At 71.9% G+C, this 20,687-nt stretch carries 23 protein-coding genes and 1 riboswitch; of the genes, 7 read left to right on the forward strand and 16 right to left on the reverse strand.

The features are described 5' to 3' along the window. Positions 1-20: 20 nt before the first annotated feature. On the reverse strand, positions 21-671 hold the full coding sequence (locus ACGF2Y_RS10725) for a response regulator (protein WP_392944992.1): 651 nt from the start codon (positions 669-671) through the stop codon (positions 21-23). After that, on the reverse strand, positions 643-1,836 hold the full coding sequence (locus tag ACGF2Y_RS10730; RefSeq protein ID WP_392944995.1) for a sensor histidine kinase: 1,194 nt from the start codon (positions 1,834-1,836) through the stop codon (positions 643-645). The genes ACGF2Y_RS10725 and ACGF2Y_RS10730 overlap by 29 nt, the downstream gene beginning before the upstream one ends. 108 nt (positions 1,837-1,944) lie before the next feature. Between ACGF2Y_RS10730 and ACGF2Y_RS10735 the strand changes: the two genes are divergently transcribed. Together ACGF2Y_RS10735 and ACGF2Y_RS10740 are read left to right on the forward strand one after the other, a co-directional pair. Continuing rightward, positions 1,945-2,877 carry an ABC transporter ATP-binding protein gene (locus ACGF2Y_RS10735; RefSeq protein ID WP_392944998.1) on the forward strand — a complete coding sequence of 311 codons (933 nt, stop codon included), beginning with the start codon at positions 1,945-1,947 and terminating at the stop codon, positions 2,875-2,877. 2 nt (positions 2,878-2,879) lie between these two features. After that, positions 2,880-3,617: an ABC transporter permease gene (locus ACGF2Y_RS10740; protein ID WP_392945347.1), complete on the forward strand. Its 738-nt coding sequence runs from the start codon at positions 2,880-2,882 to the stop codon at positions 3,615-3,617. A gap of 18 nt (positions 3,618-3,635) precedes the next feature. Here ACGF2Y_RS10740 and mug read toward each other — a convergent pair whose 3' ends face one another. From mug to ACGF2Y_RS10770, 6 genes are all read right to left on the reverse strand, one after another. Further along, the gene (gene mug / locus ACGF2Y_RS10745; RefSeq protein ID WP_392945001.1) at positions 3,636-4,217 is read right to left on the reverse strand and encodes a G/U mismatch-specific DNA glycosylase; all 582 of its coding nucleotides are present in this window, start codon (positions 4,215-4,217) and stop codon (positions 3,636-3,638) included. Positions 4,218-4,236: 19 nt separating this feature from the next. Beyond that, the gene (gene purB, locus ACGF2Y_RS10750; RefSeq protein WP_392945004.1) at positions 4,237-5,679 is read right to left on the reverse strand and encodes an adenylosuccinate lyase; all 1,443 of its coding nucleotides are present in this window, start codon (positions 5,677-5,679) and stop codon (positions 4,237-4,239) included. Positions 5,680-5,830: 151 nt separating this feature from the next. Continuing rightward, entirely contained in the window at positions 5,831-6,700 is an 870-nt protein-coding gene (locus ACGF2Y_RS10755; RefSeq protein ID WP_392945007.1) for an SGNH/GDSL hydrolase family protein, read from the reverse strand. A gap of 69 nt (positions 6,701-6,769) precedes the next feature. Then, on the reverse strand, positions 6,770-7,789 hold the full coding sequence (locus ACGF2Y_RS10760) for a hemolysin family protein (protein WP_392945010.1): 1,020 nt from the start codon (positions 7,787-7,789) through the stop codon (positions 6,770-6,772). After that, positions 7,786-9,150, reverse strand: coding sequence for a hemolysin family protein (locus ACGF2Y_RS10765; protein WP_392945012.1), 1,365 nt, complete (start codon positions 9,148-9,150; stop codon positions 7,786-7,788). Before ACGF2Y_RS10765 ends, ACGF2Y_RS10760 begins: the two co-directional genes overlap by 4 nt. Positions 9,151-9,234: 84 nt before the next feature. Continuing rightward, on the reverse strand, positions 9,235-9,669 hold the full coding sequence (locus tag ACGF2Y_RS10770) for a GNAT family N-acetyltransferase (protein ID WP_392945015.1): 435 nt from the start codon (positions 9,667-9,669) through the stop codon (positions 9,235-9,237). 180 nt (positions 9,670-9,849) lie between these two features. On the opposite strand from ACGF2Y_RS10770, the gene ACGF2Y_RS10775 reads away from it, so the two are divergent. Continuing rightward, a complete protein-coding gene (locus ACGF2Y_RS10775) occupies positions 9,850-10,077 on the forward strand; it encodes a hypothetical protein (protein WP_010062312.1) in 228 nt (75 codons plus the stop codon). Then, on the forward strand, positions 10,074-10,445 hold the full coding sequence (locus ACGF2Y_RS10780) for a fic family toxin-antitoxin system, toxin component (RefSeq protein WP_392945018.1): 372 nt from the start codon (positions 10,074-10,076) through the stop codon (positions 10,443-10,445). The genes ACGF2Y_RS10775 and ACGF2Y_RS10780 overlap by 4 nt, the downstream gene beginning before the upstream one ends. Positions 10,446-10,481: 36 nt before the next feature. On the opposite strand, the gene ACGF2Y_RS10785 is transcribed toward ACGF2Y_RS10780, so the two are convergent. The 4 genes from ACGF2Y_RS10785 to bioB all read right to left on the reverse strand — a co-directional run bounded on the left by ACGF2Y_RS10785 (position 10,482) and on the right by bioB (position 14,668). Beyond that, the gene (locus tag ACGF2Y_RS10785) at positions 10,482-11,159 is read right to left on the reverse strand and encodes a methyltransferase domain-containing protein (RefSeq protein WP_392945021.1); all 678 of its coding nucleotides are present in this window, start codon (positions 11,157-11,159) and stop codon (positions 10,482-10,484) included. Between the two features lie 118 nt (positions 11,160-11,277). Next, a complete protein-coding gene (gene bioD, locus ACGF2Y_RS10790; RefSeq protein ID WP_392945023.1) occupies positions 11,278-11,970 on the reverse strand; it encodes a dethiobiotin synthase in 693 nt (230 codons plus the stop codon). 6 nt (positions 11,971-11,976) lie between these two features. Then, a complete protein-coding gene (locus ACGF2Y_RS10795) occupies positions 11,977-13,365 on the reverse strand; it encodes an adenosylmethionine--8-amino-7-oxononanoate transaminase (protein WP_392945026.1) in 1,389 nt (462 codons plus the stop codon). Beyond that, a complete protein-coding gene (gene bioB / locus ACGF2Y_RS10800) occupies positions 13,358-14,668 on the reverse strand; it encodes a biotin synthase BioB (RefSeq protein ID WP_392945029.1) in 1,311 nt (436 codons plus the stop codon). Before bioB ends, ACGF2Y_RS10795 begins: the two co-directional genes overlap by 8 nt. A 202-nt stretch (positions 14,669-14,870) precedes the next feature. Between bioB and ACGF2Y_RS10805 the strand changes: the two genes are divergently transcribed. Further along, positions 14,871-16,031, forward strand: a complete 1,161-nt coding sequence (locus ACGF2Y_RS10805) for an 8-amino-7-oxononanoate synthase (protein WP_392945032.1) — start codon at positions 14,871-14,873, stop codon at positions 16,029-16,031. On the opposite strand, the gene ACGF2Y_RS10810 is transcribed toward ACGF2Y_RS10805, so the two are convergent. Together ACGF2Y_RS10810 and ACGF2Y_RS10815 are read right to left on the reverse strand one after the other, a co-directional pair. After that, positions 16,032-16,310 carry a DUF397 domain-containing protein gene (locus ACGF2Y_RS10810; protein ID WP_392945035.1) on the reverse strand — a complete coding sequence of 93 codons (279 nt, stop codon included), beginning with the start codon at positions 16,308-16,310 and terminating at the stop codon, positions 16,032-16,034. Between the two features lie 60 nt (positions 16,311-16,370). After that, positions 16,371-17,225 carry a helix-turn-helix domain-containing protein gene (locus tag ACGF2Y_RS10815; RefSeq protein ID WP_392945038.1) on the reverse strand — a complete coding sequence of 285 codons (855 nt, stop codon included), beginning with the start codon at positions 17,223-17,225 and terminating at the stop codon, positions 16,371-16,373. A 237-nt stretch (positions 17,226-17,462) separates the two neighbouring features. On the opposite strand from ACGF2Y_RS10815, the gene ACGF2Y_RS10820 reads away from it, so the two are divergent. Beyond that, a complete protein-coding gene (locus ACGF2Y_RS10820) occupies positions 17,463-17,894 on the forward strand; it encodes an ATP-binding protein (RefSeq protein ID WP_392945041.1) in 432 nt (143 codons plus the stop codon). Between the two features lie 177 nt (positions 17,895-18,071). Here the strand turns inward: ACGF2Y_RS10820 and ACGF2Y_RS10825 are convergent, their stop codons facing one another. Next, positions 18,072-19,013 (reverse strand): LysR family transcriptional regulator, encoded by a 942-nt coding sequence (locus tag ACGF2Y_RS10825; protein WP_392945044.1) that lies wholly within the window; start codon positions 19,011-19,013, stop codon positions 18,072-18,074. Positions 19,014-19,087: 74 nt separating this feature from the next. Between ACGF2Y_RS10825 and ACGF2Y_RS10830 the strand changes: the two genes are divergently transcribed. Further along, positions 19,088-19,735 (forward strand): LysE family translocator, encoded by a 648-nt coding sequence (locus ACGF2Y_RS10830; RefSeq protein ID WP_392945047.1) that lies wholly within the window; start codon positions 19,088-19,090, stop codon positions 19,733-19,735. A 129-nt stretch (positions 19,736-19,864) separates the two neighbouring features. On the opposite strand, the gene ACGF2Y_RS10835 is transcribed toward ACGF2Y_RS10830, so the two are convergent. Further along, positions 19,865-20,335, reverse strand: a complete 471-nt coding sequence (locus tag ACGF2Y_RS10835) for a C40 family peptidase (protein WP_392945049.1) — start codon at positions 20,333-20,335, stop codon at positions 19,865-19,867. Positions 20,336-20,338: 3 nt separating this feature from the next. Next, positions 20,339-20,501: riboswitch (cyclic di-AMP (ydaO/yuaA leader) on the reverse strand. Between the last annotated feature and the right edge of the window lie 186 nt (positions 20,502-20,687).

Consider the following 20,687-nt stretch of genomic DNA (forward strand, 5'->3'; position numbering starts at 1 on the left):
GTATCGAGCCGCAACCTGGGTCACCCCGGAGCGACGAATCCGGACTCGTAGGCGGCGATGACCGCCTGCGTACGGTCCCGCGCTCCCAACTTCGCCAGGACCGAACTGACATGGGACTTCACCGTCTGGATCCCGACGACGAGGTCGGCCGCGATCTCCGCGTTCGACAGACCTCGGGCCATCAACCGGAGCACAGCCGCCTCCCGGTCGGTGAGCGCCGCCCGGTCGAGGGCGGCCCGTGCCTTGTCCGTCCCGTACTCGGCGGCGAGCTGCCGGACCGCCGCCGGGAACAGCAGCGATTCCCCCTCGGCCACCAGACGCACAGCGTGCACGATCTCCGCGGGCCTGGCTCGCTTGAGCAGAAAGCCGTCAGCCCCCGCCCTCAACGCCTCGTACACGTACTCGTCGTTCTCGAACGTCGTCACCACCAGGATCTTCGGAGGATCAGGCACCGTACGCAGCACCAGCCGGGTCGCCTCGATGCCGTCCATCAGTGGCATACGCACATCCATCGCCACCACATTGGGCCGCAACCGGTTCACCAGGGGGATGACCGCGGCGCCGTCCGCCGCCTCACCCACCACCTCGATATCGGGCTGGGCCTCCAGCACGGCACGCAGACCGGCGCGCACCAAGGGCTCGTCATCGACCAGAAGAACGGTGAAGGGCATCCGACCAGCGTATGCCGTCCAGGGGAAGGCTGACGCGCACGTGCCACTCACCCTCCCGCGACTCCATCCGCGCCTTCCCGCCCAGCAGTGCCGCCCGCTCCCGCATACCGCGCAGTCCACCGCCGCTCCCCGGCAGACCGGCCGCCCCGGACAGCGGGTTGACCACCTCCAGCTCCAGCTGCCCGTCGGCCACCGTGATGCTCACCCGGACGGGAACCGGCCCCGCGTGACGGAGCACGTTGGTCAGGCTCTCCTGAAGAATCCGATACCCCTCCCGCGAAACCGGTGCCGGGACCAGGCCGAGATCCCCGGACATTCGCGCATCCACCTTCGCCCCGGAACTCCTCGCGGAGTCCAGCAGCCGCTCCGCCTCTTGCAGCGTCGGCCGTCGGCTCACGGGTGTGCCGGATTCCCGCAGCACCCGCAGTACCCGCTCCAGGTCCTCCAGCGCATCGCGCCCTGTCTCCTCGATGGCGGCCAGCGCCCGCTCCGTGAACGCCGGATCCTTCGTCGCCCGAGCCGCACCGGCCTGCACCACCGCCACCGTCAGCGCATGGCCGATGGAGTCGTGCAGCTCCCGAGCCATGCGATTGCGCTCCAACAACTGCTCGGTCAGCTCCTCCAGCACACTCAGCCGGTCCGTCGGTGAGGGACCCAGCAGCCACCGGGCGGCTGCGGTGCTGAGGCGGCCCCCGAGTACCACCAGAACGAGCAGCGGAACGATCGGCAGCGGTGCGAGCAGCGCGTTCCACCAGTGCGGGCTCATACCTTCGACCAGCCCGCCCGGAGGCCTGCCCGTCGCCGACAGGACGAGCTCGATCGAGGCGACGGGCAGCCAGAGGGCCATGATCGCCGCGGCCGAGATCAGGAGCCGCACCTCCAGCCACAGCACGGTCCGCCACCGCTCCGCCCAGCTAGCCGAGGACGCCACGGCGATGGAGGCGTCGGGCTGCCCACGCTCGGACGGGGTCAGCAGCAACTGCGCCTGCAGGCCCTCCTCGAGACGCATCGCGGGAATGAGGCCCACCGGCACCGCGAAGAGCAGGGGCATCCACAACGTGTCGGAGATGAAGAACCACACGCTGACGGCGGCAGCCGGAATGAACATGTGCAACCAGCGGCTGTAAGTGACCGCGCTGGTCAGCGGGGTGAGGATGCGGTGCATGTCCCCATCGTCCCAGCGGGCCGGGCGGACCGGCTCCCCCAGGAGAGGGAGACGAACCCCGCTGACGGGGGAGGCGAGGCGCCCGGCGCACCGGCCAGGCTTGGGGACATGACCAGCATCGACGTCCACGAGCTCACCAAGGAGTACGGAACCACCCGTGCGGTGGACCGCCTCAGCTTCCGTGTCCGACCGGGCAGGGTCACGGGATTCCTCGGCCCCAACGGCGCCGGCAAGTCCACGGCCATGCGTCTCGTACTCGGCCTGGACCGGCCGACCGGCGGCTCGGCCACGATCGGCGGGCGGCCCTACGCAGAACTCACCGAACCGCTGCGTACGGTCGGCGCCCTGCTCGACGCACACGCCGCCCACGGCTCACGCACACCGCGCAGCCACTTGTCGGCACTCGCCGCGAGCAACGGGATACCCCTGTCCCGGGTGAAGGCAGTGCTGGCGGAGACCGGGCTCGGCGACATGAGCACACGGCGGATCAAGTCCTTCTCTCTCGGGATGCGCCAGCGTCTCGGTATCGCGGCCGCCCTGCTCGGCGACCCACAGGTGGTCATGCTCGACGAGCCGTCGAACGGGCTGGACCCCGAAGGCATCATCTGGATCCGCGAACTCATGAAGAGGCTCGCCCGCGAGGGCCGGACGGTGCTGGTCTCCAGCCACCTCATGAACGAGACCGCCTCCTTCGCCGACCACTTGGTGGTGCTCGGCCGGGGCCGCCTGCTAGCCGATATGTCGATGAAGGAGTTCCTCGACTCCCGCAGCCGCCCCCGCGCACGCCTGCGAACGACCGAACCAGGCAGGCTCCACTCGGCACTGACCGCCAAGGGCCTGACCGCGGTACAGGCCGAGGACGGACGCTGGGCGGTCGACGGCCTGACGGCGGCGGAGATCGGCGCGATCGCCGCCGACGAAGGCATTCCCCTGCTCGAACTGGGCGATGAACGCGCCACGTTGGAGGAGGCCTACCTCGACCTCACCGCGGACGACACTCCCTTCGCCGCATCGACCACCCGCGACCGCCAGGAGGCGTGACCATGACCCTGACGGCAGTAATCCACTCCGAGTGGATCAAGATCAGGTCGATACGCTCGATCTACGGCTCCCTGTTGGCCGTCCTCGCCACCACGCTCACCATCACCGTGCTCGTCCTCGGTACCGCCGGTCAGGAGCAGGCGGAGCGTCCCGGGTCCGATGCGCTGCTCAACGCCTTCTTCGCGCTGAACTTCGGGCAGATCGCGGCCATCGCGTTCGGCGCGACCGCGGTCTCCTCGGAGTTCCTCAACGGAGCCCTGCGCATATCGCTTGCCGCGGTTCCCCGCCGCTCGCTCTTCTATGCGGCGAAGATGACGGCGATCGGCGGGTCGGTGCTCGTCGTCGGGCTGGTGACCAGCTTCGCGGCGTTCCTGGTAGGTCAGCTCTTCCTGGGGGAGCACGCGATCGGTCTGGGGCACCCCGGTGCGCTGCGTGCCGCCTTCGGAGGGGGGATCTATCTCGCGCTGATGGCGCTGCTCGCGGCGGGTCTCACTGCGCTCCTGCGCAGTTCGGTCGCGGTGCTCAGCCTGCTCATACCACTACTTCTGATCGTCCCCTTCGTGTTCGTGGACGTCGCCACCGCAGTGGTGCGGTATCTGCCCGACCGCGCGGGGCAGGCAGTGCTGCACCAGAACCCGGAAGACGGTCTGGGGCCGTGGACCGGCCTGGCGGTGGCAGCCGTGTGGGCGGCAGCAGCGCTCCTGGCGGGCTGGTGGGCGGTCCGCAACCGGGACGCGTGAGACCGGGGGAGGGGCAGTTCAGCCGGCCGGGGCGGGTTCGGCGGCAGGCCGGTCGGCCGGGGGCCGGGTGAGCACGGCGTCCCGGAGGCGGGCGTACTCCTCGGCCATGCTCTGGACCGTCCAGTGGGCATTGAGGCCGCTGGGGTTGGGGAGAGCCCATACACGGGCGCCACCGACCGTGCGGTCCTGGGGGCCGATGCGGGCCCGGGGCTCTTTGAAGGCCGTGCGGTAGGCGGTGATACCGACCACAGCGAGCCACTGCGGCGCGAGCAGCTCGACCTTCGCCGTCAGAGCAGCCCCACCCTCCCGGAACTCCTCGGCGTCGAGCTCGTCGGCCCGTGCGGTGGCCCGCGCCACCACGTTGGTGATGCCGAGTCCGAGGCCGAGCAACTCGGCCTGCTCCGACGGGTGAAGTTGCCGGGGCGTGAAACCCGAGCGGTGCAGGACCGGCCAGAACCGGTTGCCGGGGTGGGCGAAATGATGGCCCGTCGCCGCGGTCATCAGGCTCGGGTTGATGCCGCAGAAGAGCACACGCAGACCGCCCGCGGCCACATCGGGGACGATGCGGTCACGGGCGGCGCTCAGCTCTTCGGGCGTCATGCGGTGAGGGCGGTGCCGGTCAGAGGATCGAGCCGGGGGCGTAGTTCGCGGCCTCGGGGTGCTGCTTGGTGATCTCCTCGATCCGGGCGACCAGCGCCGAGACCTGGTCGCCTGCGGCACCCGTGAACGAGAGCTTGTCGGCCATCAGCTCGCCCAACTGCGCGCGGTCCAGCGGGATCCGCTCGTCCGCGGCGAGCTTGTCGAGCAGCTCGTTGCGCTCGGCGCCCTGCTCCCGCATCGCGAGGGCGGAGGCTACCGCGTTCTCCTTGATCGCCTCGTGGGCCACCTCGCGGCCCACCCCGGCCCGTACGGCGCCCATCAGAACCTTCGTGGTAGCCAGGAACGGAAGGTAGCGGTCCAGCTCGCGCGCCACGACCGCGGGGAACGCGCCGAACTCGTCCAGCACCGTCAGGAAGGTCTCCAGGAGGCCGTCGAACGCGAAGAACGCGTCCGGGAGCGCCACCCGGCGGACCACGGAACAGGACACGTCGCCCTCGTTCCACTGGTCGCCCGCCAGCTCGCCCGTCATCGAGGCGTAGCCGCGCAGGATCACCATCAGACCGTTCACCCGCTCGCAGGAGCGCGTGTTCATCTTGTGCGGCATCGCCGACGAGCCGACCTGGCCGGGCTTGAAGCCCTCGGTCACCAATTCGTGGCCGGCCATCAGCCGGATGGTCTTCGCCACCGAGGAGGGCGCCGCGGCGAGCTGGACCAGAGCGGTGACCACGTCGTAGTCGAGCGATCGGGGGTAGACCTGACCGACCGAGGTGAACGCCTCGGCGAAGCCGAGATGCCCGGCGATGCGCTGTTCCAGATCGGCGAGCTTGGCCGCGTCGCCGCCGAGCAGGTCCAGCATGTCCTGCGCCGTACCGACCGGGCCCTTGATCCCCCGCAGCGGATAGCGGGAGAGCAGGTCCTCCAGGCGGCCGTAGGCGACCAGCAGCTCGTCGGCCGCGGTCGCGAAGCGCTTGCCCAGCGTTGTCGCCTGCGCGGCGACATTGTGCGAGCGTCCGGCCATGACGAGCTCGCGGTACTCGGCCGCGAGCTTGCCGAGCCGGGCCAGTACGGCCACGGTGCGGTCGCGCATCAGCTCCAGCGAAAGGCGGATCTGAAGCTGCTCGACGTTCTCCGTCAGGTCCCGGGAGGTCATGCCCTTGTGGACCTGCTCATGACCGGCGAGAGCGTTGAACTCCTCGATCCGGGCCTTCACGTCATGCCGGGTGATCTTCTCGCGCTCGGCGATCGAGGCCAGGTCGACCTGGTCCAGCACACGCTCGTAGTCGGCCGGCGCGGCGTCGGGCACCTCGATCCCGAGGTCCTTCTGAGCGCGCAGCACCGCCAGCCACAGCTGGCGCTCCAGCTTCACCTTCTGCTCGGGGGACCAGAGGACGGCCAGCTCCGCGGAGGCGTAGCGGCCGGCCAGGACATTGGGGATGCGAGGCTTCGCAGACACAGCAGTCACGTAAAGGGATTCTACTGGCGGTTTGTGCAGGCCGGAGACGCGCCCTGATTTGTGGCTTGCTACGAAGGGAGAGGGGGCGGAGGAGCGAAGGAGCGGAAGAGGGACCCGGACCCGGCGGCATCGGGTCAGGTCGTCCGCCGGCCCGGTCGGATCAGCCGGCTTCGGAGGTGCTCGTCGTGGCGTCGGGGGAGGTGGCGCGGCGCCATCCCGTCACCGGGCCCGGTGTCTCGGCGTCCGCGGGCGTGATCCAGAAGGCCCTGCCCGTCGCCGGGTCGACCTGTGCGCCCGAGCGTCCGTCGCCGGAGGAGCGGCCGGTGAGCCGTCGCCCGATCCAGGGGGCCAGGTGCCGGCGGGCGAAGCGGATGTCCTCGTACCGCCGGGACGCCCAGCGTGGCGGCGCGGTCGCGGGGACCGGCGTCCGCCATGCGAGCTCGGCCGGAAGCCCCAGCGTCTGCCACACGGCTTCGGCGACGCGCCGGTGTCCGTCAGCGGTGAGGTGCAGCCGGTCGACGTCCCACATCCGGGGATCCGCGAGCGACGGGGCCCCGTACAGATCGACGACCGAGGCGCCGTGCCGGTCGGCCAGGTCGTCGATCAGGGTGAACAGCTCCTCCATGCGGGGGCGGAACCGCTCCATCACCGGTCCGTCGCGCCCGGGGCTGCGCATCAGGACGAGGCGCCCGCAGGATGGGGCCAGGCGTTCCACGGCTTCTTCCAGCCGTCCCCTGACCAGGCCCATGTCGCACTTCGGGCGCAGTGTGTCGTTGAGCCCGCCGACGAGCGTGACCACATCGGCCCGGAGCGCGGCCGCCGCCCCCACCTGCTCGTCGACGATCTGGCCGATGAGCTTCCCGCGTACGGCGAGATTGGCGTACCGGAACCCGGGGGACCGGGACGCCAGCCGGGAGGCGAGGACGTCGGCCCAGCCCCGGTACGTGCCGTCGGGGAGCAGGTCCGACATGCCTTCGGTGAACGAGTCGCCGACCGCGACGAGACTGGTGTAGGAGGCATTCAATTCCATGGCCCGGTGATCCTACCGCGAGGGCCCGCTGCCCGGCCCGCGGAGCGAGCCGGTCAGCCGGGCAGCGGGTCAGCGGGACTGTGCCCGCCCGACGAGTTCGCGGAGCACGTCCTCCATCGTGACCATGCCGGCCAGTCGGCCGTCCTCGTCGAGGACGGCCGCCAGGTGGGTCCGGCTGCGCCGCAGAGCGGTGAGCACGTCGTCCAGCGGGGTCGCCGCCCGGACGCGGGCGATCGGCCGCATCGCCGTCACCGGGAAGGGAACGTCGCGGGGCGTCGCGTCCAGGGCGTCCTTCACATGGAGGTAGCCGAGGATGCGCTGCTCGCTGTCCATCACCGGGAAGCGGGAGAACCCGGACTCGGACGAGAGCCGCTCCAGCTCCTCCGGAGTGGTGCCGACCCTGGCGTACAGCACCCGGTCGACCGGCAGCACCACATCCCGTACCGGCCGGCGGCCCAGCTCCAGAGCGTGGTGGAGCCGTTGCGCGGAGCGGTCGTCGACCAGTCCGGCGGCGCCGGCGTCCTGCACCAGCCGGGCCAGTTCGTCGTCCGAGAACGTCGCGGAGACCTCGTCCTTCGTCTCCACCCGCAACAGCTTGAGCAGGGTGTTGGCGAACGCGTTGATCGTGAAGATCACCGGCCGCAGGGCACGGGCCATCGCGACCAGCGGCGGACCCAGCAGCAGGGCGCTGCGCACCGGCTCGGCCAGCGCGATGTTCTTCGGGACCATCTCGCCCAGGAGCATGTGCAGATAGGTGGCCGCGCCCAGCGCGATGACGAACGACAGCGGGTGGACCAGCCCGTGCGGCACGCCCACCGCGTCGAACATCGGCTCCAGCAGATGTGCGATGGCCGGTTCGGCGACGATGCCCAGCACCAGGGTGCTGAGGGTGATGCCGAGCTGTGCTGCGGCCAGTAGCGCGGAGACGTGTTCCAGGCCCCAGATGACGCTGCGGGCCCGCTTGCTCCCGGCTTCGGCCTCCGGCTCGATCTGGCTGCGGCGCACGGAGATCAGGGCGAACTCGGCTCCCACGAAGAAGGCGTTCACCGCGATCATCAGCAGGCCGATGAAGAGCTGGAGAACGATCACCGGTCGTCCTCCGTCCGGTCGTCCTCGGATCCGGGCAGCGGGGCGGGCGGCGAGGTGTGCAGCGGGGCGTGCAGCAGGGCCCGCGCGGCACGGCGGCCCGAGGCGTCCACCACGTCGATCCGCCATCCTCCCAGCTCGACGCTGTCGTCCACGGTCGGGATCCGTCCGATCTCGGCGGCGATCAGCCCCGCGAGGGTCTCGTAGGGGCCGTCCGGCACCCGTAGACCGATCCTGCGGAGCTGGTCGGTGCGTGCCGCCCCGTCGGCCGACCACAGGGTCCGTCCGTCGGCGTCCTCGCCGGCGGCGGCGAGGTCGGGCGTCTCGTGCGGATCGTGCTCGTCCCGGACCTCGCCGACGACTTCCTCCACGATGTCCTCCAGCGTCGCGACCCCGGCCGTCCCCCCGTACTCGTCGATCACCACGGCCATGGCGAGCATTCCGGACATCCGGTCCAGCAGCCTGTCCACGGTGAGCGTCTCCGGTACGAGAAGAGGCTCGCGCAGCAGTTCCGAGACGCGGGTGCGGGGCCGCTGGTCGGCGGGGATCGCCAGTACGTCCTTGATGTGGGCCACGCCGACGACGGTGTCCAGGCTGCCCCGGTAGACGGGGAAGCGGGACAGCCCGGTCGCCCGCGTGGCGTTGGCGACGTCCTCGGCCGTCGCGTGCAGGTCCAGCGCGGTCACCTGGACCCGCGGTGTCATCACGTTCTCCGCGGTCAGCTCCGAGAGGTTCAGGGTGCGGACGAACAGCTCGGCCGTGTCCGCCTCCAGCGCCCCCGCCTTCGCGGAGTGCTGGGCCAGTGCCACCAGCTCCTGCGGGCTGCGGGCGGAGGCCAGCTCCTCGGTCGGTTCCAGACCGAAGCGGCGCACGATCCGGTTGGCCGTGTTGTTGAGGTGGCTGATGAAGGGCCGGAACAACGCGGTGAACCCTCGTTGCGGCGTGGCCACCGCCTTGGCCACGGCCAGCGGGGAGGAGATCGCCCAGTTCTTCGGGACCAGTTCGCCGACCACCATCAGGACCACCGTGGACAGCGCTGTACCGATGGCGAGCGCCAGGGTGGACGCGGCGGCGGGAGGCAGTCCCGCCGCCTCGACGGGGCTGCGGATCAGCTGGGCGATGGACGGTTCGGAGAGCATGCCGATCACCAGGTTGGTGACGGTGATGCCGAGCTGGGCGCCCGAGAGCTGGAAAGTGAGACTTCGAACGGCCTTGAGCGCGCTCGCGGCGCCCCGGTCGCCCCGTTCGACGGCTCGTTCCAGCTCGCCGCGCTCCACCGTGGTCAGGGAGAACTCCGCAGCGACGAACGCGCCGCAGGCGACACAGAGCAGCAGGGCGACGAGCAGCAGAAGCACTTCGATCATCGGTTCACCTCCGTCCCATGATCGGGCAGGGACGGGGGGACCGCGCGGTGTCGGCGGAATCGGGTCACCGCTCCGCCGTACGCGTCAGTCCGTCAGGTGTTTCACCCAGCGGCTCCACTGCGGCTCGGGCGCGTAGCCCGCCGCGCGCCAGGCGTGCTGGGCCGACGTGTTGCGGTCGAGCACCATGGCGTCGGCGCGCCGCCCGCCCAGCGCGACGAATCGTTCCTCCGCCGCCGCGAGGAGGGCGCTGCCCACGCCCCGGCGCCGCTGGTCCGGGTGGACCGCGAGCCGGTAGAGATGGCAGCGCCAGCCGTCAAAACCCACGATGACGGTGCCCACCAGCGATCCCTCCCGCTCCGCGAGGACCAAGGCGCCGGGGTCCCGTTCCACCAGGCGAGCGACCCCGTCCCCGTCGTCGCTGATGCTGGCGCCCTCGGCGGCCACCTTCCAGAAGGCGAGGACCTCGTCCAGGTCGGCCGCGGTCGCGGACCGTATCGAAAGATCGTTCATGGCGGCCATCCCACCATCCGCCGCGCCGGGGCGTCGATGGCGTTCCACAGTCCGGGCGCACCCCATGCCCCGCACCCCATGCCCCGCACGTCACGCCCCGCACCCCGCTCTCCACCCGGGGCGGATGGGTGTACGGAGCACCACAAGCTCCCCTTGCCGGTGCTAGCACGGCCGCGCTAGCGTGGTCGCGTGCCCAAGACTCAGCTGAACGTTCGAGTGGACGAGGCCACCGCCGAGGCCGCGCGGCAGCGCGCGCTGCAGAGGGGGATGAGCGTGAACCGCTACATAGAGGAACTCGTCCAGCAGGACGCGGGCGAGGTGGGACACACCTTCGTCGAGGCCGCGGCCGACTTCATGAAGCAGTACGAGTCGGTGTTCGCCGAGGAGTTCGGCCCGGAGCGCGAAGGCACCCGTTGAACCTTCGGATCGACCTCTCCTGGCTGCTGATGGTCGCCGAGCACAAGACGCCCGGGGACCCGCAGGTCGTCGACTGGGGTGCGCTCGTAGCCGCCGTCGCACGGCACGACGCGGAGATCTTCGGCAGCGCCGTCTACAGCGATCCGCACGCGCGGGCGGCCGCCCTGTTGCAGTTGCTGCTGCATGTGCCCGCACTCGAACGCTCCAACGCGATGTTCGCCTCGGCCGTCGCGTACGGCTATCTCGTCGCCTCCGGCCTCAAGGTCATCACCTCGCCCGAGCAGGTCCGCGACCTGGCGCTGCTGGTGAAGCAGGGCAAGGCGGACGTGCGGGCCATCGCCGACGAGCTGCGGCGGTGGAGTGTGTGAGGCACGGAGTGCCCTGCCCGGACCTGCGCCACCGGCTCAGTCCTGCGTGAACGGCTTGCGGGCCACGCCGAGGACACAGGGGGAGGACGGCATCCGGATGCCTCTCTCCGGGATCCGCAGCCTGCGGTACGTGCCCAGTTCGAAGCCCGCCGCCTCGATCGCGGCCAGCGGGTCCCGGGCGGTGTGACAGCCGCCGAAGAGCAGCGGCCACAGGGTCCGGTCGGCCGCCCGCTGCGCCATGGCCAGCACCCCGCCCTGTGCCAGCCCGTGCTCGAAGAACCGCAGTTCGCCACCCGGGCGCAGGACCCGCCTGATCTCGGCGAGCGAGCGGGGCAGATCCCGTACGGTGCACAGGACCAGGGACGCCACCGCCCCGTCGAAGGCCTCGCTCTTGACCGGCAGTGCCTCCGCCGCCCCGGGCACCACGTCCACCGGCACCTCGGCGCGCAGGGCGGCGCGGCCGGCGAGCTGCCGCAGCGAGCGTTCCGGCTCCAGCGCCACGACCTCCGAGACGGCACGGGGGTAGTGGGCGAAGTTCAGACCGTTCCCCGCACCGATCTCGATGATCCGGCCGGAGAGCCCCGCCAGCAGCTCCTCGCGGTACGCGGCGATGCCGCCCTTCAGGTCGGCGGTCACGCTCACCCGTGCGTAGAAGCGGGCGAAGACCGGGTGGTGCACGGCGTCCCGGGGGAGCTTCCTGCTGCGCGGCTGCATGACGGACCTCCGTCGAGGAGTGGACGTGACGCTGGAGAAGTGGACGTGACGCTCCTCCACGATTCTCCCCCGGACCGCCCCGGCGGGAATCCCCAGGGACCCTCCGACGCCCGCCCCGTCAGCGCGTGGGCCGGGTCCCCCCGAGCTCCGGAGCCAGCCAGCCCGGTGCGCGTGCCGCGAAGTCGGCGCCCGACAGGGAACCCGCGCCGGCCGGTACCGCGCCCAGCAGCGGTGCGCCGGCCGCCACCGACAGGTCCTCGATGTTGCAGCGGGCCGCGAGGTCCGGCTCCGCGGGCATGCTGCCGATCACGACGCCCCGGCAGCTCAGCCCCCGGTTCCGCAGCGCCTCGGCGGTCAGCGTCGTGGCGTTCAGCGTGCCCAGGCCCGCCGGGGCCACCACCAGCACCGGCGCGGACAGCAGGCGGGCCGCGTCCGCGAGGGTGCCGCCCTCGTCGTCGAACCGTACGAGCAGCCCGCCCGCGCCCTCCACCAGCACGAGGTCGTGCTCGGTGGCCAGCTTCTCCGCCGCTTCGGCCACCTCGAACGGCCGTACGGGCACGAGCCCCGCTCGCCGGGCGGCCGTGGCCGGGGCCAGCGGCTCGGGGAAACGGGCCAGCTCGACGGCGGTCACATGGCTTCCCGCCAGGCGCGCGACCTCGGCCGCGTCGCCAGGCTCCCCGGGGCCGAGCCCGGTCTGCGCGGGCTTGAGCACCGCGACCCGGCGGCCCCGCGCGGCGGCCGCCACCGCGGCGGTCACCACCGTCTTGCCGATCTCCGTGCCCGTGCCGGACACCACCAGAATCATCGACATATCGGCTCAGCCCTCCCGTGCCGCGGCGCACACGGCCCGGCAGATCCGTGCCACGTCCTCGTCGCCCGTGACGTACGGCGGCATCGTGTAGACGAGGTCGCGGAACGGCCGCAGCCACACGCCCTCGCGCACGGCCGCGCGGGTGGCCGCCGCCATGTCCACCTCGTGGTCGAGCTGGACGACCCCGATCGCGCCCAGGACGCGTACGTCCACCACCGCGGGGATGTCGGAGGCGGGAGCGAGTCCGGAGCGCAGGCCCGCGCCGATCCGCGCCACCTCGCCCTCCCAGTCCTGCCCGAGCAGCAGGTCCACGGAGGCCGAGGCCACCGAGGCGGCCAGCGGATTACCCATGAACGTCGGCCCGTGCGCCAGCACCGGCACCTCGCCGCTGGAGATGCCCTCGGCCACCCGCGTGGTGCACAACGTCGCCGCCATCGTGAGATAGCCGCCGGTCAGCGCCTTGCCGAGGCACATGACGTCCGGCGAGATCCCGGCGTGCCCGGCGGCGAACAGCTTGCCCGTACGTCCGAAACCGGTCGCGATCTCGTCGAGGACCAGCAGGACGTCGTGCTCGTCGCACGCCTCGCGCAGCACGCGCAGATAGGCGGGGGAGTGGAACCGCATCCCGCCCGCCCCCTGTACCACCGGCTCCACGATGACCGCCGCGAGCTCGTCGGCGTGCGTGGCGATCAGCTCCCGCAGGTGCGTCACATAGGCGGCGTCCGGCTCCGCGTCGAAGCCGTCCGGCGGGGCGTCCGCGAAGACCTGCCGGGGCAGGGAGCCCGACCACAGCTCGTGCATCCCGCCCTGCGGGTCGCACACCGACATCGGCTGCCAGGTGTCCCCGTGGTAGCCCCCGCGCCAGGTCAGCAGCCGCCGCTTGGCCGGACGCCCGGCCGAACGCCAGAACTGGAGGCACATCTTGACCGCGACCTCCACGGAGACGGACCCCGAGTCGGCGAGGAAGACGTGCTGGAGCGGTGCGGGGGTGATCTCCACCAGCCGGGTCGCCAGCCGGACGGCGGGCTCATGGGTGAGCCCGCCGAACATCACATGGCTCATCCGGTCCAGCTGGCCGCGTGCGGCCTCGTTGAGGACCGGGTGGTTGTAGCCGTGCACCGCCGACCACCAGGAGGACATGCCGTCCACCAACTCGCTCCGGCCCTCGACGGGTTCGGCGAGCCGGAGCCGAACGCCGGAGGCCGACTCCACGACCAGCGGCTCCTGGCGGCCCGGCATCGGACCGTACGGATGCCACACGTGCGCACGGTCCAGCGCCCGCAGTTCGTCCGGCGTGTACGGCTTCGGCGCGGCGGATCCGACATGTGCGGCGGGTCCGAAGCGCGTGGTGGGCCCGGGGTGCCCGGCAGCCCCGGCGGGGTACGGCTCAGGCATTGGGCGCGAGGTCCGTTCCCGCGCCGCGACGGCGGACGGCCACCAGATCCGTACGCGCCGCTCCGTTCGCGTCCCGGCGCGAAGCGGTCACGTGCTCCCCGGCGTCCGCCACGGCCGCCGGTTCCTGCTCCGCGTGGCCACCGCACGGCCCGCAGCCCCCGCCGCCACCGTGCGATCCGCAGCCACCGGCTCCGGAAGCCTCCGGCGCGCCGTCGCCCGCCGCCCCACCGGCCTCGTGCGATCCGCAGCCGCCCCCCGCCGCGGCGTCCCGCGTACCGCAGCCGCCGGCCAGGGCGTCGGCCCGGTGGCGCGGGAGCGTCGTCGTGCCCGCGCCCTCCACCTCGAAACCGGCGTCCGCGATCATGTCCAGGTCGGTCTGGCCCGCCTGGCCCTCACTCGTCAGGTAGTCACCCAGGAAGATGGAGTTGACCAGGTGGAGCGCCAGCGGCTGCATCGAGCGCAGATGCACCTCACGGCCTCCCGCGAGCCGCACCTCGACGTCGGGGCAGACGAAGCGGACCATCGCGAGAATGCGCAGGCAGCGCTGCGGGGTGAGGTTCCACTCCTTGGCCAGCGGCGTGCCCTCGAACGGGATCAGGAAGTTCACCGGTACCGAGTCCGGGTCCAGGTCCCGCAGCGCGAACACCACGTCGACCAGGTCCTTGTCGCTCTCGCCCATCCCGGCGATCAGCCCGGAGCACGCCGAGAGCCCGGCGGCCTGGGCCTGCTGCACGGTCTCGACCCGGTCCGCGTAGGTGTGCGTGGTGGTGATCGCCCCGTACGTCTCCTCGGACGTGTTGAGGTTGTGGTTGTACGCGTCGGCGCCCGCCGAACGCAGCCGGCCGGCCTGTCCGTCGGTGAGCAGACCGAGGCAGGCGCAGACCTCGATGCCCTCGTTCGCCTCCTTGATCGCCTCGATGGTCTTCGAGACCCGGTCGACGTCCCGGTCCGTCGGGCCCCGCCCGCTGGCCACCAGACAGACCCGCTTGGCGCCGCCCGCCACCCCGGCGGCGGCGGCCCTGGACGCCTCGTCCGGCTTCAGCCAGGTGTACTTGAGGATCCCGGCCTTCGAGCCGAGCCGCTGCGAGCAGTAGGAGCAGTCCTCGGGGCAGAGCCCCGACTTCAGGTTGACCAGATAGTTGAGCTTGACGCGCCGCCCGAACCACTGACGGCGCACCTTCCCGGCGGCGGCCACCACGTCGAGCAGCTCGTCGTCGGAGGTCGCCAGTACGGCGAGCGCTTCTTCGCGGGTCGGCAGTTCGCGCCGCAGCCCCTTGTCCACCAGCGTGTTCAGCAGGTCCATGGAAGATGATCCTCGCCTACGGCACCGCCTCCAGCCAAGGAGGAACCAGACAGGACACCCCGGCGAGGGTGTGTGTATTGCCACACCCTGACCTGCTGCGCACCCGGCTAGGGTCTGTTGGCTGCCTACAAAGGGACCGTCCGCACCGGACCGTCCGCGCGGAGCCGCCCGCCGAGGGCCCGCCTACCCAAGGGACCGCCCCATGTCCTTCGCCCCGTTCGACTGGATCGACGCCGAGGCCCACCGCAGGGCCGCCGCCGGACTCGTACGCACCCTGCGTCCGCGCGGCGCGGACCCGGAGCTGCTGGACCTCGCGAGCAACGACTACCTGGGCCTGACCCGGCACCCGGAGGTCACCGCCGCCGCGGCCGCCGCCGCACAGCGGTGGGGCGCCGGAGCGACCGGGTCCCGGCTGGTCACCGGTTCCACCGCCCTGCACGCCGAACTCGAACGGGAGCTCGCCGCGTTCTGCGGTTTCGAGGCGGCCCTCGTGCTCTCCTCCGGGTACGCGGCCAACCTCGCCGCGCTGACCGCGCTGTCCGCGCGCGGCTCCCTCATCGTCTCCGACGCGGGCAACCACGCCTCGATCGTGGACGGCTGCCGGCTCTCCCGCGCCGAGACCGCCGTCGTTCCCCACGCCGACCCGGACGCGGTCGCCAAGGCGCTGGGGGCACACGAGGGGCGGGCCCTCGCCGTCACCGACTCGGTCTTCTCCGTCGACGGCGACGCCGCCCCGCTCCCCGCCCTCGCCGAGGTCTGCCGCTCAGCGAACGCGGCGCTGCTGGTCGACGACGCCCATGGCCTCGGGGTCCTGGGCGACGGCGGTCGCGGCGCGCTCGCCGCGGCCGGGCTGGCGGGCGGCGACGGCGTCGTCGCCACGCTCACGCTGTCCAAGTCCCTCGGCAGCCAGGGCGGTGCGGTGCTCGGACCGGCGCGGGTCATCGAGCACCTCGTCAACACGGCCCGTACGTTCATCTTCGACACCGGACTCGCCCCGGCGGCGGCCGGCGGCGCGCTCGGCGCCCTCGGGGTGCTGCGCCGGGAGCCCGGACGGGCGGCCCGCGCACGTGAGGTCGCCACCTCGCTGTACGGAAAGCTCGTCGCCGCCGGACTGACCGCGGTCCGGCCCGACGCGGCCGTCGTCTCCGTCCGGGCGCCCTCGGCGGACGCGGCGGTGCGCTGGGCGGCAGACTGCCGTACGGCCGGGATGGCGGTCGGCTGTTTCCGCCCGCCGTCGGTCCCGGACGGCATCTCCCGGCTGCGGCTGACGGCACGGGCCGACCTGACCGAGGAGGAGATCACGACCGCGGTGGCCACGATCGTCGCCACCGCTCCCCGGCAGTCGGACGTCCCGGTCAGCTGATCAGCTGACCCGGTGCGGTTCGGCTCCGTGCGGGTCGAGACCGGTCACGAACGTGCTCCAGGCCGTCGCCGAGAAGCGCAGCGGCGGCCGGTCCACGTCCTTCGAATCGCGTACGGCGAGGAGCGCGCCGCCGAGCCGTGCGGTCTCCACGCAGTTGTTCATCCCGGTCGAGCGGCTGCTGCGCCGCCACTGCGGGACGGACGACGCCAGAGAGGAAGGCGACGCGAGGGACGGCGACGCGACGGGCGACGTGACGGGCGGTGCGGGACGGTCGGGCATGGTGCCCCCTCGGGCGGTCGGACGGTCCGGCGGAAACCCGGCCGGACGGCCCGGTTCCGACTAGCCGCGGCTGATCGCGGTGATGAGGTCCAGCGTGCGCTCGGGCGACAGCGCGTGCGCCTGCAAGGTACGGAAGGCCGAGCTGTACGCCTCAAGGTCTTCTTTCCGTTCCAGATAGAGGCTACTCGTCAAGTGGTCAAGAACGACCACATCCAGATCGGAAATCTTCGGAAAGGAGAAGATAACGAAAGGGCAGGTGAGCCCGACGTAGCCCCCGACCGAGAACGGCAGTAACTGCAGCTGCACATGAGGGAGTTGGGAAACCTGCCGCAGGTGCTGCAACTGATCTTTCATCACCTCCGGTCCGCCCACCTCGCGATGGAGCACCGCCTCGTCCAGTACGGCGGCGAAGCGCAGCGGCGGACTCGCGCGCAGCACCCGCTGGCGGGTCAGCCGGACCTCGACCAGGGAGTCGAGCCGGCCGTCGGGTAATCCGTCCAGCGAGGCGCGGGTCACGGCGCGTGCGTAGCCGGCGGTCTGGAGCAGGCCCGGCACCACCGAGGTCTCCAGCGTCCGGACCGTACTGGCCTGCGACTCCAGACTGATGAAGTCGCGGTACTGCGGTGGGATCAGCCCCCGGTAGGCATGCCACCAGCCCGAACCGCCGCCGCCCGCCGACCCCGCGAGGACTTCGAGCAGGGAACGCAACTGGGTGTCGCGCACCGCGTAGACGTCCAGCAGCCGTGACACGTCGGCGGGCGTCACCCCGCTCGCGCCCGTCTCGATACGGCTCACCTTCGACTGGTGCCAGCCGAGCAGCCGCGCCGCCTCCCGGCTGGTCAGCCCGGAAGCGCGGCGCAGGCTCCGCAGCTCCTCACCGAGCTTGCGCCGCCGGACGACGGGGCCGTGCGGCATGCCGGTCCTCCTTCTGCTGCAGGGAAGGGCCGGTCCCCTCACCGGAGACGGCCCGCAGGGGGGTCAGTGTGCCGTCCGTCCACGCCGTACGGGTCCCGAATTCACCGTTTCGAGCGACAGATATATGCATATCCTGGCCGAACGCCGTTACAGGCAGCGTCATCAATGGCAATCTGGCGCGAAGCACAATCCTGGCCGGCCACCGGTCGGCCGGGGCGGGAAAGGGACGGCGTCGCCATGGCAGACCATCAGGAAGCAACCGTCACTCTGCCGAGCGATCCGGTCTCGGTCTCCTCGGCCCGCAGACATGTCGCCAGGACCCTGGCCCAATGGGGCCTGCCCGACGACACCGAGTTCGCCGACACCATCCGGCTGATCATCTCGGAGCTGGCCACCAACGCGGTCCAGCACACGTTCGGCCAGTCGCCCACCTTCACCGTCGAACTGCGCCTCGAACGCGACGAGGAACTGCACCTCGGCGTCACGGACAGTCACCCCCGCTGGCCCCAGCGGCTGCCCGCCGCCGTACGGCAGGACAACGGCCGGGGCATGGTCATCATCAGGGCGCTGGCCAAGGAGCGCGGCGGGCGGCTCCAGGTCACCCCGACCGCCGAGGGCGGCAAGACGGTCTGGATCGTACTCCCGTGGGTCGTCCCGCTCCAGGGCTGAACCCGCAGGGTTGAATCCGCGAGGAGGCCGGCACCGCAAGGGCTGAATCCGCGAGGAGGACCGGTACCGCAGGGATGAATCAGTGAAGAGCCCGGCACCGCAGGGCTGAATCCGCGATGAGGCCCGGCACCGGGCGGCTGACGCCGCAGGTCCGGTGCCGGGCCTGCGGCGAGAGCGTCAGCCCGCCGGGGGCCGGTTGACCGCCGGGGCCGTACTCCCTCGGCCGAATCCGCTGCGCAGCAGCGCCAGGAGCGTCGCGGCCGCGGCGGTCGACCGGTCGCCCCGGTGCACGACCGAGATGGTCCGGCGGAACGACGCGGGTTCCAGCCGCCGGACCGCCAGCGGGGCCGGCGCCATCGAGGCGACCATCTCCGGCACCACCGCCACACCGAGACCCGCGCTGACCAGCGCGCACACCAGGGCGTACCCGGGCGACTCGCAGACCACCGCGGGGCTCGCCCCGGCCTCGGCGAGCGCGTTCTCGACCCCGCGCCGGGGCGGATGCGTGGGCGCGCTGCTGATCAGCGGCCGCCCCGCCAGCTCGCCGACCGCGAGGCGCCCGGTGCCCTCGGAGAGCCGGTGGCCCACCGAGGTCACCAGCACCAGTTCCTCGACCAGCAGGGGTTCGACGAGAACGCCCACCGGCGAAGAGGCCGCCGTCGCCGGTTCGTAGGCGTGCGTCAGAGCGAGGTCCACCTCGCCCGCGACCACCGCGGCGACCCCGCTGGGCGGTTCGTGGTCGGCGACGGCCAGCTCCACCTCCGGATGGGCCCGCCGGAACGCGCTCAGGACCGGCGGCAGCAGATGGATCCCGGCGGTCGTGAACGTCCCCACCCGCAGCCTGCCGCCCGAGAGCCCGGCCAGCTGCGCCAGCTCGTGCCGCGCCTGGTCCAGCTCGTCCAGGACCCGCCGGGCCCGGCCCGCCAGCAGCTCGCCCGCCGCCGTCAGCCGCGCCCCGCGGTGGTGGCGCACCAGCAGCGTCGCCCCGGCCTCCCGCTCCAGCTTGGCCAGCTGCTGGGACAGCGCGGGCGTGGTGTAGCCCAGGCGGGCGGCGGCCCGGGTGATCGATCCGGCCTCCGCGACCGCCACGAGTGCCGCGAGCCGTGTCGAGTCGTACATGAAAGCGTTCCTTTAGGCAGACCCAGAAGATTGCACGTACACGCTAAAGGCTCCGCTGGTCCAAGGTGGACCTCATGGACGCACAACTGATCGCCTTCACGGGGGTCGCCGCCGGTATGGTCGCGCTGCCCGGCGCCGACTTCACCGTCGTCGTACGCAACGCCCTGGCCTCCCGCACCGCCGGCCTGGCCACCGCGCTCGGCGTCGCCGGAGGGCTGCTGGTGCACACCGCGCTCGCGGTCGCCGGACTCGCCGCGGTGCTGGTGACGATGCCGGTGCTCTTCCGCACCGTTCAGCTGCTCGGCGGCGCGTACGTGCTCTACCTCGGGATCAGCGCGCTGTACGCGATCCGTCGTCGCGGCCCGGCGGACGGCGGCAAAGCCCCCGGGGACGCGCCGGAGCGGCCCGTGCCCAGGGAATTCGGACGCGCGCTGTGCCAGGGGTTCCTGACCAACGCGCTCAACCCGAAGGCCCCGGTGCTCTTCCTCAGCCTGCTGCCGCAGTTCGTGCCCCACGGTCAGCCGCCGCTGCCCCGGACTCTGCTGCTCGCGGCCCTCGTAGTGGTGCTGGCGCTGATCTGGTTCCCGGCCGTGGCCCTGCTCGTGGACCGGCTGGGCCGGTGGCTGCGCCGCCCGCGTACCGCCCGCGCCATCGAGGGCGGCAGCGGGGTGGCGCTCACCGGTCTGGGACTCGCGCTGGTCACCGGCCCGCTGCTGCGCTGAGGACGCCGTGGGCGTCCCCGGCGGCACAGGCGGCACGGGCAATACAGGTATCCCGGGCGGCACGGGCGGCATGGGCGACTGCGAAAGGGGCCAGGGCCGCCCGCACGGAAAGAGCGTCCGGTCGGTGGGTCAGCGGACCCGTCCGTACCAGACGCTCTTGGACCAGATTTTCGCCAGTCGCACCACGTCCCCCGATTTGGGGGAGTGCCAGATCTTCCCGGACCCGGCGTAGATGCCCACGTGGTAGACGCTGCGCCCCGAATGGAAGAAGACGAGGTCGCCGCGTTTGCGCTGCGACTTCGCGATATGGCGGGTCTTGTTGTACTGCTGCTGTGCCGTGCGGGGAAGCTTCTTCCCGGCTCTCTTGAACGAGTACAGCGTCAGCCCCGAACAGTCGAAGCGGCTGGGGCCGGTCGCTCCGTACTTGTAGGGAGCTCCCTTCTTCGACGCGGCCACCTTCAGGGCCTTCGTCGAGTGGGTGGCGGCCTCGGCGTCGCTCACCAGGCCGGGCGCCAGCATCGTGGTCGTCACGGCCAGGGTGAGCACCGAGGCCGTACCGATCCGGGCGAACAGAGACGGGACATGAACCTGCGCAGGCATGCGCAACCCTTCGTCAGCCGCCTGTGAAGGATGACCTGTCGGGTTCGGGCCGGCGAAGTCGCCCGGCCGCATCGCGGCTTCACCCCGAGGGCTTCCCGGTCTCCCGGTCGGCCCGTTGTGCGCGGGTCCTCCACTCCTGCCGATCCACTTCTGTCGACCAGTCATCCGGGCGGCGGCAGGACTCGGCGTCCGCCCGGACCGCCCCGCCGCGGTGGCGGGGGCTTGTCGTCCCAGGGATCTTGACGCACCCGGTGCCGGATTTCCGAGCTGAAACAGTGATGTGTGAGCCTCCTCACCACTGTTCCATTCGGGTGGACAGGTCGGATTCGCGCTCGCCCACGAGCCGGGCGCA

The sequence above is a fragment of the Streptomyces sp. NPDC048142 genome (genome assembly GCF_043202835.1).
Classification (GTDB): domain Bacteria; phylum Actinomycetota; class Actinomycetes; order Streptomycetales; family Streptomycetaceae; genus Streptomyces.